The organism is Bacillus sp. sid0103 (genome assembly GCF_019219025.1).
Map to the genome: position 1 here is coordinate 76,570 of NZ_JAHUWN010000013.1, position 13,189 is coordinate 89,758.

Annotated in this window: 13 protein-coding genes; 2 read left to right on the forward strand and 11 right to left on the reverse strand. The window is 40.6% G+C overall.

Annotated elements, in window-relative coordinates; all coding sequences use genetic code 11:
• The first annotated feature begins 207 nt into the window (after positions 1-207).
• Positions 208-1,407, forward strand: a complete 1,200-nt coding sequence (locus KW850_RS15675) for a CynX/NimT family MFS transporter (protein WP_308128810.1) — start codon at positions 208-210, stop codon at positions 1,405-1,407.
• 67 nt (positions 1,408-1,474) lie between these two features.
• Here KW850_RS15675 and KW850_RS15680 read toward each other — a convergent pair whose 3' ends face one another.
• Positions 1,475-2,173, reverse strand: a complete 699-nt coding sequence (locus tag KW850_RS15680; protein WP_218348523.1) for a hypothetical protein — start codon at positions 2,171-2,173, stop codon at positions 1,475-1,477.
• A 278-nt stretch (positions 2,174-2,451) separates the two neighbouring features.
• Here KW850_RS15680 and KW850_RS15685 point away from each other — a divergent pair, with 278 nt between their 5' ends.
• Positions 2,452-3,936, forward strand: coding sequence for an aldehyde dehydrogenase family protein (locus KW850_RS15685; protein WP_218348524.1), 1,485 nt, complete (start codon positions 2,452-2,454; stop codon positions 3,934-3,936).
• A 203-nt stretch (positions 3,937-4,139) separates the two neighbouring features.
• Here the strand turns inward: KW850_RS15685 and fbpA are convergent, their stop codons facing one another.
• From fbpA to KW850_RS15735, 10 genes are all read right to left on the reverse strand, one after another.
• The gene (gene fbpA / locus KW850_RS15690) at positions 4,140-4,334 is read right to left on the reverse strand and encodes a Fur-regulated basic protein FbpA (RefSeq protein ID WP_218348525.1); all 195 of its coding nucleotides are present in this window, start codon (positions 4,332-4,334) and stop codon (positions 4,140-4,142) included.
• A gap of 58 nt (positions 4,335-4,392) precedes the next feature.
• Positions 4,393-5,406, reverse strand: a complete 1,014-nt coding sequence (locus KW850_RS15695) for an ABC transporter substrate-binding protein (RefSeq protein WP_218348526.1) — start codon at positions 5,404-5,406, stop codon at positions 4,393-4,395.
• A 22-nt stretch (positions 5,407-5,428) separates the two neighbouring features.
• Positions 5,429-5,770, reverse strand: a complete 342-nt coding sequence (locus KW850_RS15700; RefSeq protein WP_218348527.1) for a 4Fe-4S dicluster domain-containing protein — start codon at positions 5,768-5,770, stop codon at positions 5,429-5,431.
• Positions 5,767-7,389 (reverse strand): FAD-dependent oxidoreductase, encoded by a 1,623-nt coding sequence (locus KW850_RS15705; protein WP_218348528.1) that lies wholly within the window; start codon positions 7,387-7,389, stop codon positions 5,767-5,769. Before KW850_RS15705 ends, KW850_RS15700 begins: the two co-directional genes overlap by 4 nt.
• 70 nt (positions 7,390-7,459) lie before the next feature.
• A complete protein-coding gene (locus tag KW850_RS15710) occupies positions 7,460-8,233 on the reverse strand; it encodes an ATP-binding cassette domain-containing protein (RefSeq protein ID WP_218348529.1) in 774 nt (257 codons plus the stop codon).
• A 265-nt stretch (positions 8,234-8,498) separates the two neighbouring features.
• Positions 8,499-9,287, reverse strand: coding sequence for an aliphatic sulfonate ABC transporter permease SsuC (gene ssuC / locus KW850_RS15715; protein ID WP_218348530.1), 789 nt, complete (start codon positions 9,285-9,287; stop codon positions 8,499-8,501).
• Positions 9,288-9,603: 316 nt separating this feature from the next.
• Positions 9,604-10,251 carry a DUF2306 domain-containing protein gene (locus KW850_RS15720; RefSeq protein ID WP_218348531.1) on the reverse strand — a complete coding sequence of 216 codons (648 nt, stop codon included), beginning with the start codon at positions 10,249-10,251 and terminating at the stop codon, positions 9,604-9,606.
• A gap of 97 nt (positions 10,252-10,348) precedes the next feature.
• Complete coding sequence (locus KW850_RS15725; RefSeq protein ID WP_218348532.1) at positions 10,349-10,870, reverse strand: DUF2269 family protein; 522 nt, start codon at positions 10,868-10,870, stop codon at positions 10,349-10,351.
• Positions 10,871-11,036: 166 nt separating this feature from the next.
• A complete protein-coding gene (locus tag KW850_RS15730) occupies positions 11,037-11,729 on the reverse strand; it encodes a response regulator transcription factor (RefSeq protein WP_218348533.1) in 693 nt (230 codons plus the stop codon).
• Entirely contained in the window at positions 11,726-13,186 is a 1,461-nt protein-coding gene (locus tag KW850_RS15735) for a sensor histidine kinase (protein ID WP_218348534.1), read from the reverse strand. Before KW850_RS15735 ends, KW850_RS15730 begins: the two co-directional genes overlap by 4 nt.
• Positions 13,187-13,189 lie beyond the last annotated feature (3 nt).

Here is a 13,189-nt window from a genome sequence, read left to right on the forward strand (position 1 = left end):
AAGGACAAACAAAATTTCTAGAGCCATTCTTCATTCCTCCTCAATTTAATGCTTTCCTTTCAGGTTTTCCTTCATCAGTTTTGCGATTTGCAGATAATCCGCTGTCCCTTCACTTCTGTGCTTTAAAACCTCAAAGCCTGCATTACAACTCTCCACTTTAATTATGATATACTTTAGAAAGTTTGTTCAACAATGGAGGTCAAAGTAGTGGAGTTACTTAAATCAAATATTTATTCGAAATCGACTTACACCATATGGCTAGTTATTGGGATTGTACTTGTAGCCTTTAATTTGCGACCCGCGATTACCTCAGTAGGACCGTTAGTGGGAATGATTCAAAAGGATGTGGGACTAGCTCATTGGAGTGCAGGCTTATTAATGAGTTTGCCATTAATTGTTTTTGCCGTCATGTCACCGCTTGTCCCGAAGCTCGCCAATCGTATAACAAATGAGATGGCTTTACTAGTAGGTTTAACATCTCTTTTAATCGGCATTTTCATTCGTTCTATTCCCATGGCGTTTTTTCTTTTCACGGGGACTCTTTTTATCGGAGTTGGGATTGCAATTGGAAATGTTCTTTTACCGGCCATTGCAAAGGATAAATTCCCAGAGCAATTCGGATTAATGACAAGTGTGTATTCTACCTCAATGGGATTAATTGCATCACTAGCATCAGGAGTCAGTGTTCCTTTAGCAGAGGGGATGCACCTTGGCTGGAAGGGCGCCTTAAACGTGTGGGGTATTCCGGCTGTAACAGCGATCTTGGTGTGGGCATTTCTTTCTAAATTTAATCAAGGAAATCAAAAAGAAATCAAAAAAGTGACTCCAAGCTCTAATCAAGTCTGGCGTTCACCTCTTGCCTGGCAAATCGCTATATTTATGGGATTTCAATCTTTTTTATTTTATGTAACGATTTCTTGGTTACCTGAAATCTTACATAGTCACGGCATGAGTATGGAAACAGCAGGCTGGCTCTTGTCATTTAGCCAAATTGTGGGTCTGCCAGCTAGTTTCTTGATCCCTGTGATTGCAGGACGATATCGATCACAAAAATGGATATCTTTCATGTTAAGCATGTGCTCAGTGATTGGTTATGGAGGATTACTGCTGGGATCATCCTATCCTATTTTAATCGTAAGTATTATGTTCATTGGAATTGCATTGGGCGGAACGTTTCCACTAGCTCTAAGCTATATCGGACTTCGCTCCAGAAGTGCCGGCCAGGCTGCCGATCTTTCTGGCATGACACAATCAACGGGTTATATCCTTGCGGCAGTTGGTCCCTTGTTTATTGGTTTTTTGTATGATTACACCCATATGTGGACCATTCCACTTATCACACTAATCCTTGTCTCTGTCGTCGTTATGCTATTTGGTATGCTATCAGGCCGAGATCAATATGTATAGAGGGGAACGATGTTTGGCTTGTTCCCCCAAATCACGTTTTAAATTTCGGAACGTATCTTCACATCGTTTATCTCGTATTTTTTAATATGTTCCGAATTTTATCCGTATAAATTTTAGCTAAGTCTTTTTTAGTGTATTCAAAGTATTTCATACTAGATTCTTTCGGTATATCCATATTAACTAATTGTCTATCCAACTTTTCAATCACAAAACGCTCGTCCTCATCATGATTCACTCCACCTACTTGAGCCAAATCAATCTTTGTACCGTCATTTAATTCAATAATGTAAAAGAAATTACCTTTTGAATGAGTAAATGCAGAAGTTCGCCCCTTACCATACACTCCCGTTTTAATCTTAACGATATCGTTGTAGCGATACTCCTTGCCCTGTGGAGATAAAAACGTATAATTGATAATCTGATCATTGGTTACTACAGTGACAGCTGAAACAATGGTATAAACCAAGACAAGATTGAAGACGGTAAAAGCAGCAATCACTTGTTTTCTATATTTTTTAAAAATCTTCCCTTTTCTCCAGGCTTCTCTCCAATTTTTATTGAAAAGGTAGTAAAAAAAACCAAAAAGATAGATCTCAAAAATAATCACTAAACCTGAGTAGGGCGATTTGAAAATCCAGATGAGATAATCTTTCGGAATAAACAATGCCTCTTGAATGATTGAAATTAAAACAAAACTACCTATGGTTATTATAATTACAGCGATAAATGCAAGAACTCGTAAAATGGCTGCTTTTAGTATTTTCATGACAATGGCTCCAGTACAAGTGAACTTATTTTAATCAAGATTAACTGCTTTTTATTATGGAAGCAATATCTAGCATGAGGTTTCGTATAATAAGATCGCACTGACAGAATTTTATTTTGAAGATTCGTGTCGATAATTATCAGAAAATTAGTATAAATTATACATTGATTTCATAATCACCCAAATGTTACCATTGAAAAGTAAGCGTTATCACCGAGGTTTGCTCAATCTTTTAACAACACGAAATACATAGACTACTATTTTTATGGAGGGATTTTATGAGTCAACTAACAGCTGGTTTAAAAGAAAAGGTGGAAAAATTCTTAACTGGGAAAAAAAATCTTTTTATTAATGGGGAATTTGTAGAAAGCCAATCTCAAAAAACCTTTGATACGTACAATCCTGCTACCGGTGAAGTATTAGCCTGTGTTTTTGAAGCTGGACCAGCTGATATTGATCTGGCTGTTAAAGCTGCCCGTAAAGCTTTTGATGAAGGACCATGGTCAAAAATGAGCGCCTCTTCTCGAAGCCGTCTTATGTATAAACTGGCTGATCTAATGGAAGAGAACAGTGAGGAACTAGCTCAGTTAGAGACTTTGGATAACGGGAAACCTATCCGTGAAACTACCAATGCAGACATTCCTTTGGCAGTTGAACATATGCGTTATTATGCAGGCTGGTGTACGAAGATTGTTGGACAAACCATTCCAGTTAATGGACCATTCTTAAACTATACGCGCCATGAGGCTGTAGGAGTAGTTGGACAAATTATCCCTTGGAACTTCCCTCTTCTTATGGCAATGTGGAAACTCGGAGCTGCCCTTGCAACTGGCTGTACCGTAGTCTTAAAACCAGCTGAGCAAACACCATTATCAGCACTCTACTTAGCTGAATTAATACAAGAAGCCGGATTCCCAGCAGGTGTTGTAAATATTGTACCTGGTTTTGGAGAAACAGCTGGCCAGCCGCTTGTAGATCATCCATTAGTTGATAAAATCGCTTTTACAGGTTCCACTGAAGTAGGGAAGCTAATCATGGCAAATGCTTCAAAAACATTGAAGCGAGTTACACTTGAACTTGGAGGCAAGTCACCGAACATCATTCTTCCTGATGCGGATTTAACAAAGGCCATTCCTGGTGCACTTAACGGTGTTATGTTCAACCAAGGCCAGGTTTGCTGTGCTGGTTCCCGTGTGTTCATACAGAAGAAGCAGTTTGATAATGTTGTAGCTGATATGGCAAGTCATGCGAAAAAGATTAAACAAGGGGCTGGAATTCATGCTGATACTGAAATTGGGCCGCTTGTTTCTGCCGAGCAACAAAATCGAGTACTTGGCTTTATTGAGAAAGGGCTAAGCGAAGGGGCACAACTGGTAGCTGGCGGTGATAGGCCTCAGGAGCAAGGTTACTTCGTCTCTCCTACTATCTTTGCAGATGTTCGGGATGAAATGACGATTGCCAAGGAAGAAATCTTTGGACCAGTAATTTCTGCTATGCCATATGATGATTTGGATGAATTAATAAATCGTGCTAACAATAGCGAGTATGGACTTGCCGCTGGTGTGTGGACACGCGATATTGCAAATGGCCACTATATTGCCAACAAGCTTCGTGCCGGAACTGTTTGGGTAAACTGCTACAATGCTTTTGATGCAGCTTCTCCATTCGGAGGATATAAACAATCTGGTATCGGTCGTGAAATGGGATCCTATGCACTCGAAAACTATACAGAAGTGAAAAGTGTCTGGATTGCAATGAAGTAAACTATATATCTATTAAAAATAAAGATTAAGAAGGAGCTCATTTTTGAGTTCCTTCTTTACGTATACCGAGAATCCAATCTATGGAGTTCAAGAGGCCGGCGCTAAGTGCCCAGGAAGCTACCCGGACCACCCGCGAACCGCACGCGCCTGAAGCGCACAAGTCAAACACAGCCAAATGATTAAAAACTATTCTATTAATATTTTTAGTTCTTCCATTTAATAGAACCCGTATCACTATGAGGATGACTATCAGACCTTAGTCTTTTGAATTCATCTTCTAATTCTGTCAAAGATAACTTCGATAGTTGTTCCTCACTGTCAAATATTTTAAAATTAAGCAGGATATTCATTAATGTTTTCCTTCTCTGTTTTACAGCATTACGAAGAATATTCTCCATGCAACCCTCTCCTTTTGATCGTTTGCTAGCTTTAGAGAAAAAGAAAAAGCATCATATCTTACTTAGCAATCCAATCATTTAAATTAAAATCTTTTTTGGCAAATTTGCCTTCCACAAGAAACTTTTTCGTTCCATCCAACAGCTTAAGCCCTTCCTCAGATAATGCTTCATTTTTTAAATTACTTAGCGGCAAAGAATCTTTCATGACATCGACTGGATATCCAATTTGTTCTGATTGGAATTGATAAAAATCGTCAGGTTTTTTTAATACATCCCCTAATGATTGTTTACGGACTTCATTCCAAATCGATAGAAAATCTGGATTCTTCGCTAAATAATCCTCGGTAATAACGGTGACGGTACTTCCCAGTAACTCTGGATGATCCTTTGCCTCATCAATGACTGGATATCCTTTTGATTTGATCAGCGGACCAGAGTTTGTTGGAAACGCATAGGCTGCAATGTCTTTTCGGTCTAAAGCCGCCTCCGCATCACTAGAAAGCATGCTGACAATCTTAACATCGTTATCCAAGCCCTTTTCCTTGAGTACCCCAGTTAAGTATCGATACATATACGATCCTAATTGCGTTGCAACCGTCTTTCCTTTTAAATCTTCAATGGACTTCACTCCATTTTTCGGAGTGATTAACCAGACATTGCTGTTAATAGCCGCTTGATTGATCAAACGTGTTTTCAACCCGTTGGATCTCCCTACAATTGCAGGAGTATCTCCTAAAATGCCCATATCTAATTCTCCGGCTGCTATAGCTTCATTCAAGGGAGGACCATTTGGAAAAGCATGAAATTCAAATTTTTCTATGCCGATTTTTTTCAGTTTTTCCTGAAGGAATTGATGTTGAATCCCCCATCCTTCTACTCCTGCCGGAATATTGTCTTTAGTTGATCCAATAAAACCAATCCGTATGGTAGCTGACTGGGATTTATTAGCTTCCTTTGAGTTTGTAGAAGAACCATTGTTTGTGCACCCTCCAGCTACAGTCAATAAAGCAATTGCGATTAGGAACCCCATTACTCCTCTAATAAATGGTTTACGATTTCTGCTTACACTCATTAAATATCCTCCTACTAGATCATTAATGTCCTGGTAATTTGCTCATTAATTGAAACATTTTATAGGAAGCATCTGAAGCTGCCCCTGGGTTCTGACCTTTTCCCCAGCCAATTTCTCTTCGATAGCTTCCCAAAACCCCGCTTTTTACAAGTTCCTGCTCGTTTACTGTCACTTCATCTACATTTGGAGAGACATACATTGCATCTACAGGGCAATAGATTTCACACATAAAGCATGTCTGGCAATCATCCTTACGGGCGATCACAGGAACTTTCCCTTTTTCTTGGTCAAATACACCAGTAGGACAAACGGAAACACACAAACCACAGCTTACACATTTTGATGAACTAATGAATTCAATCATCTTTTCACTCCTTCCTGCTGATGCAACGGTTTATCAGGTTTGACCCAGATTTCATCCAGTCCTCCAGTAAGAATTCGATAGTGAAAATTCGGATCTTGGTCCTTATAATCTAAACGCTTATGCATCCCCCTTGTCTCTCGCCGCTCTAAGGCTGAAGAATACATCCAGCGAGCGGTTGCCGCCATAGCAGCAGATTCTCTTACCCTCACAACATTTGCATCATTTGCAAGGAGACCTAATCGAATTTCCTCCCAAATCTGGTCAAGACGCTGTAAGGACGACTGGAGCATTTTTTCATTTCTAAATAAGTTAATTTCAGTAGGCGTCACTTCTGCCCGGACACTTTCGGTAATTTCATATAATACCGTTCCTTTTTTATTTGATTTGCTCCATCCCGCTGCAATGGGTGTTGTAGAAATACCTGCTACATCCCGTTTTGAGGCATTTGATCCTAGGTATAGTGCATATTCACCTGCAGCTTCACCGGCCCAAGAACCTGATGACATCGCCCAAGCCGCATTATGGCTGCCTCCGCCCGTAAATCCTCCGCAAATAAATTCTCGGGTCGCCGCATCTCCAGCTGCATATAATCCTGGCACCTTCGTTTCACACTTCTCATTAATAAGGTGGATACCACCTGTTCCGCGAACGGTTCCTTCTAATCTCAAGGTCACAGGAAACCGATCCGTAAATGGATTAATACTCAAGCGGTCAAAAGGAACGAAGAAATTTGGCTGTGCTTGGCGCATCCATTTCTGCATTTCTTCATCTGCTTTATCAAGCCTTGCATAAACCGGCTGTGTTTGCAGTGTTTTCGCTATCACTGACCGACCTCTTTGTGAACCTGCACCTTCAATGATGGAACCATCCTGATAATAAAAGCTAGCCCATGTATACAAAGCGGTTTTGGTAACCGATGAAAAAGCGGGAGCAATGGCATAGGCATTTGAAAATTCCATCCCCGACAGATTAGCCCCTGCTTCTGCGGCGAGTAAATAGCCGTCACCGGTTAAAACATTTGTGCCCAATGCTCTACTTAAAAAGGCACAGCCTCCAGAAGCGATGACTACGGCTCCGGCCTTTACTTTCCAGCGTTCCCCCGTTTCACTAAAAATCCCTGCTGCCCCGCCAACACCGTGTTCATCCGCCAGAAGCTCAAGCGCTGGGCTATGATCCCAAATCTTAACCCCTGCCTTTTTCACCTGCTTCCGCATCAACCGCATATAATCTGGCCCCTGCAGACTTTTTCGATGTTTATATCCATCATCATCTAGTGGAAAAGGATATCCCCATGTATCTAACTGATTGACATTACGGTACGTTCGATTTAATACGTTTTTCATCCATTTTCGATCCTGCAAATATCCGCCAAGCGCTTCTCTACTTTTCATTGCTTTTTCTTGCTCCTCGGGAGTTGGATTCACATACCAAACTCCTGTCCCAGATGGCGCTGTCGCCCCACTTGTTCCACAATACCCCTTATCAACGAGGATAACCTTTGCTCCTTTTGAAGCTGCATGAATAGCCGCCCAAGTCCCTGAAGGTCCACCCCCAATCACTAATACATCGGTTTCTACTTCCCGTTCTCCCTTTTGTTGTATTCCTAAATGTTTACTCATGACTACTAACCTCCCTGTGGTGGATATCTCTAAACAGTAAGTATCTATTAATCTTAATAATCCTAAACGATCAGATGGTACGAACTTTTTTTTGCAAAGATTCCTGTATGTGAGACGGTTTTCCTCCCATAACTCGATCAAGAATGAACCTCTCAAAATAGACAAATTTGCTATCCTTTATACGGGGACGGTCAAGCGTTATCGCAATATCCATCGTTACTTCTCCCTCTTCTATCAAAAGGACACGATCTGCTAAAGAAACAGCTTCACTCACGTCATGAGTAACCAGAATGGCCGTAAATTTTTGTTCAAGCCACAATTTTTCTATCAATTGCTGCATTTCGATCCTAGTCAGTGCATCTAGAGCTCCAAGTGGTTCATCCAGCAGAAGTAAGCGTGGTTCGCCTGCTAAGGCACGGGCTAGCGCGATCCGCTGTCGTTGTCCTCCAGAGAGAACAACCGGCCAATCATTGGCACGATGTTCGAGCCCAACTAATGACAAAGCGGTTTTGGCTTCTTCTTTAGACCGAGATTTCGTCCCAATCTGAACATTTGTCAGGACCTTCTTCCATGGCAGTAAGCGTGCATCCTGAAACATGATTCTTGAATCCGTATGATTGCGTTTAACGATCTCTTCATCTGCATGGACAACCCCATTACTGACGGATTCCAGCCCAGCGATCAGTCTTAGTAGTGTGCTTTTTCCGCATCCACTTCTTCCTACGATGGCCACAAACTCACCTGGTTTGATGGAAAGATTCACCTCCTTCAATACCTTGTTGTTACCAAATGATTTTTCCACTTTTGTAAGCTCCAGCCTTAATCCATTTTGGTTTCTTGCCATCTTGTTCACTCTCACTTTCTATAAAAATACTTGTTTTCGTAAATAATGTTGTTATAACCCAAGGAGAATCACATTTTGTGGAAAATTACTCTCTAAATTTTGGATATTTATGATGTATTTATCGACTTTTTCCTTTTTATGGGCGAATTTTTGATTTTTATGAGCGAATCTTAGGTTTTAATGAGCGAATTATTGGCTTCAATGGGCGAATTTAGTGTTTTTATGGGCGAATTTGAAAAGCACCAAACTTTTAGTTATAGAAACCTTAACTATTTTTCATACGGTTATAATTAGGGTGCCATTGCAGCCAATGCTTCTCTAAAAACTTAGCAGCGGAATCGGAAAGCTTTCCAAGAATGGCATAAAGTAAAATGCTGATAACTACGATATCCATATGCATAAACTCTCTTGCATTCATAGCCATATAGCCAATCCCTGAATCGGCTGATATCGTTTCAGCCACAATGAGTGACAACCACATGATCCCTAGTGCATAGCGGAGACCTACCAAAATGGATGGTAACGCGCCAGGAAGAATGACCATGATAATTAAATGAAGCGATTGAAGTCCGTACACCTTCCCCATTTCAATTAGTCCCTTATCAACAGACCTGATGCCATGGAAGGTATTAAGATAGATGGGGAACGCCACACCAAGTGCAACAAGAAACAATTTGGATGATTCGCCAATCCCAAACCACAAAATCACGATCGGGATAAGGGCTAGGTGAGGAATGGTCCGCACCATTTGAATCGAACTATCTAATAGTTTTTCGGAAGTTCTTGATAGTCCATTTGCTATACCAAGGATAAAACCAATACTGCCGCCGATTATAAATCCAATAAACGCCCTCTTAGCACTTACCCCCATGTTTTCCCATAAAACACCTTCCTTACTTAATTGAATGAATGCTTGTAATACCTCAAGCGGTGTGGGTAAAATATCTTGGCCAATTAGCCCGATTTGTCCTAACACTTGCCAGATAACTAGAACGAGAATTGGCACCACCCATGTTGACCACTGTAGACGAATCGAATTTCTTAATCGTTTCATTAGAATCAGCTCCTTTAATCTGGATAAAAAAAGAGACTTCTCGTTGGTACGAGAAGTCTCTATCCGAATAGTCGACTAGTTTTATAAATTTTTTGAACCAAAAAAGGAAACACATATAGTTGTGTCTCCAGTTGTCTGGTAACATTATTTTTTTAACAAGCATGAAAACATTTTGGTTGAAAATTTTTAATTCCGACAATACTCATCCGATTACTTAATAGAATATTACCATCACCCGATTTATTCTGTCAACAAATAATCGGAAAATTAAAAATTTTACTTCATATTTTTAGGTGTCAGGCACCATGTGAATTTTTCACATGGTGCCTGACACCTTTACTTCTTTACGAAGGATTCCCCACTCTACGATTAAGAAATTAACTATCAAACCTACCCATATATTAACATTGAGTACTTCCTCGACCATTTTCTCTCTCCCGCTTGGAAGGGAGAAGCCATTTATTGTGTAATAGGCTAACAGTAAAATTGGTACTACTATTCGGCCGCTTACTGCCACCAACGTGATGCCGAAACTACGAATCATCCAGTTACGATGTTCTGCAAATTGGTTTCTTACTGCCGTACGATATCCTTTCCAGCAGGTAAAAAGCCAGATAAGCGATAAGACCAGAAAAGAAACAGCTTTCGAGAAATTTTCAATATAAGGAACATATATTAGACCAAGCAATCCGCTTATTAATACACTGCACACGTACACTCTTCCGAGTAAGCGGTGGACTTTAGGTGTTTTGATTCGAATAAGATCCAAGAATTGAAAAAAGCCTGATAGTAACGCGACACAAGCCGTTACAATATGAGCAATTAACATGGGAAATTGCATGCCACTGGATGTAATGGATACACGGCTATTGGCAGGATCTAATGTTACATAAGGAGCAACAAAAGGAATAATTACTCCAATGGAGATAATGAATAATACCCACCAACTTTTTTTAGGTTTCACTACCTACACACTCCTGATTATTCATTTGAATCATTTTTATATTATCCCCCTATTCCCTTACCTATTTTGTTGATCATGTCTTTGCTCCCCTTTATCTTTAAGCATGTTTCGATGCTTTTTTCATTTTTCGCTGTCCCCATGGTTTAAACACTGAAATCACAAACATCAAAACAAGAGAAATAATCTGAAGGATAATGCCAATCCAGAGCTGCCACTTGTTTACTGTGAACGCTGGATCCAATAGAGCGTTTAGCCCTTCCTTAGACGTCAGCGTTACCGCTTTTAGTGTTAAAGTATACATAGCGAAGGGACCCAATAAAATTGAGAGAATCGTCAACCCTTCTTTGATAATAATCCAGTAAAATCTGAACAATCCCCATTGCGTCCATACAGATAGTAATATCCCTGTCACCACTGTGCCTATCGTTGATGCACGAACAGATGTCTTGGAAAGTACATGCATAATGGTATAACAAGCCTTAAGCACACCAGCATCATTCGTATTGGCAGCGGTTATACTCAGTATCAGAAAAACAATAGATACCCCAAACATGATCGCTGCGAATAATAAATGTAAGATGATCAGCCATTTTCTTTGGGTAAGATTCAGTTTCCTCATCCCATTCACCCCTTGTCTCTAAAATATTTCCGTTTTTAATGATAATAGGCATGTCTAAAAGGCCTCTAAATGAAATATAAAAAAAGTATAAAAATGACCCGTTCATTCGCTAGAATATAAAAACGACCTAACCCACATGTGATTAGGTCGCTCAAAATTCCTTCCACTAAACATTAAAACGATATCCCACGCCCCAAATCGTCTCAATATATTGCGGCTTAGATGGGTTCGTTTCAATTTTTTCACGCAATTTGCCAATAAACACCGTCACCGTGGCATGGTCCCCCATAGAATCCAGGCCCCAGATTTTTTCAAACAACTCATCTTTTCTGAACACCCGGTTCGGATGAATAGCCAAAAATAGTAACAAGTCAAACTCTTTCGAAGTAAACGGGATTTCCGTTTCATTTACGAACACTTTTCGAGATACCTTATCAATACGGATACCCCGAATTCGAATTTCGTCTTTTTGTCTCGCGAAGTTATCGGTCATTAACCGGTCATAACGGGCCAGATGCGCCTTGACTCGGGCCACTAGCTCGCCGACACTGAAGGGCTTGGTTATATAATCATCGGCACCGAGGCCGAGGCCGCGAATTTTATCGATTTCTTCTCTCTTGGCCGATACCATTAAAATAGGGATGTTTTTTGCCTGTCGAACCTTCCGGCAAATTTCAAATCCATCCGTATTTGGGAGCATGAGATCGAGAATGATCAAATCATATTCCTCTTCCAGAGCCTTGTTCAGACCTAGATCCCCGCTTGTCGCAAGATCCACCTCAAAGCCGCTTGCTTCTAAATAATCTTTTTCCACTTCCACAATGACTTGATCGTCCTCGATAATCAGAATTCGTTTCACTCTTGTTCACCCTCGTGATTGATCTTTGGCAGCGTAAAATAAACGCTGGTCCCTTCCCCTATTTGACCTTCAGCCCAAACGTTCCCACCTTGCCCTTCCACAATCTGTTTGACAATAGCAAGACCGAGGCCTGTCCCTCCCGTATCTGCATTCCTCGATGGATCTGCCCGGTAAAAGCGATTGAATATATGGAGGAGTTCCTCCCTGTTAATTCCTGGTCCATTATCCCGAATACGGACCATAGCTTTTGCCTCGTCGTCGAACAATTCGACTCTAATTTCCTTTTGTGCCTTGTTCATGTATTTTAAACTGTTGTCGATAATGTTCATGATGACCCTGCTCAGCTTTTCATGGTCCCCCATAATGAGAACCTGTCTGTTGCTGCCAGAAGAGAACGTAATCTTGATTTTCTCCATACGCGGGTCGAGCCGTAATTCTTCTATATAATTTCGTAAATAGGCCTGAATATCCAGAGGCTCTAGATGAAATGGCAGTCGTCTTAGATCAAGCTTGGAATACAACATCAATTCGTCAATCAAATAATCCATATCGTCTGCTTTTTTGGCAATCATATTCATATATTTATCTCTTTTCGAAACCGAATCTGCGATCCCATCTTGAATGCCTTGAACGCAAGCTTTAATACCGGTAATCGGCGTTTTTAAGTCATGTGAAATATTAGAAATTAGTTCTTTCCGATTTTCTTCATACTGGAGTTGTAGAGAAATCGACTCGTTCAAGCGTGCACGCATTTCTTCAAAGGAGGCCCCCAATTCTCCAAATTCATCTTTGCGGTCCAACTTCACCTCATGATCCAGATTTCCCTTTTTAATTTGTTCTGCAGCATGTTTTAGCGCATACAAAGGTTTGATGAAACTGCGGGAAACTAAAAAGGTCAAAACACCATTCGTAAGTGCAATGACGAGAAGCAGTGACAATCCCAGCAGCGGAAAAAACTTCTTTGCTTCCTTGTAAAACGGTTTTAAGTCAGAAAGTACATATACAGAACCAGAAGTATGATTGCTTAAAGAGATATCGTACTTTTCCACTGAAAAGCGACTTTTCCTCCAATAATTTTGTGTCTGACTCGTTTGCAGTTCCTGAATCTCAATATGTAAATCAAGGCTATTCACGAAAGGGGAAGAGTAGCTTACTCGATTATTTTTCATCACCACAAGTCCTGAATGAACACGATTCAATTGTTCATCCGTGCCCTTCAAAAACTCGTTGTCGTTGAATCGGTTAGGGTCTGTTTGTGCCATAAACTTCACGCCAGCAATCAAATCACGTCGTTGATTGGCCGTTTCCCAAAAAGCTGGTATTCCCTCTCCGCCCCCGGTTCCAGCCATATCCTTATAAAAAGCTGAAACAAGAGTTGTAGCAATCAAGGCGAACAACACGATGGGAATTAAGGTCATGGCCATATAGGATAGTAGCAGTCTCGTCTTAATAGACATGGG

Coding starts and splice junctions, on each gene's coding strand:
- KW850_RS15695 (WP_218348526.1), bottom strand. CDS start 5,406: ATGAGTGTAAGCAGAAATCGTAAACCATTTATTAGAGGAGTAATGGGG.
- KW850_RS15735 (WP_218348534.1), bottom strand. CDS start 13,186: ATGTCTATTAAGACGAGACTGCTACTATCCTATATGGCCATGACCTTA.
- ssuC (WP_218348530.1), bottom strand. CDS start 9,287: ATGAAACGATTAAGAAATTCGATTCGTCTACAGTGGTCAACATGGGTG.
- KW850_RS15705 (WP_218348528.1), bottom strand. CDS start 7,389: ATGAGTAAACATTTAGGAATACAACAAAAGGGAGAACGGGAAGTAGAA.
- KW850_RS15725 (WP_218348532.1), bottom strand. CDS start 10,870: ATGAGGAAACTGAATCTTACCCAAAGAAAATGGCTGATCATCTTACAT.
- KW850_RS15700 (WP_218348527.1), bottom strand. CDS start 5,770: ATGATTGAATTCATTAGTTCATCAAAATGTGTAAGCTGTGGTTTGTGT.
- KW850_RS15680 (WP_218348523.1), bottom strand. CDS start 2,173: ATGAAAATACTAAAAGCAGCCATTTTACGAGTTCTTGCATTTATCGCT.
- KW850_RS15685 (WP_218348524.1), top strand. CDS start 2,452: ATGAGTCAACTAACAGCTGGTTTAAAAGAAAAGGTGGAAAAATTCTTA.
- fbpA (WP_218348525.1), bottom strand. CDS start 4,334: ATGGAGAATATTCTTCGTAATGCTGTAAAACAGAGAAGGAAAACATTA.
- KW850_RS15710 (WP_218348529.1), bottom strand. CDS start 8,233: ATGGCAAGAAACCAAAATGGATTAAGGCTGGAGCTTACAAAAGTGGAA.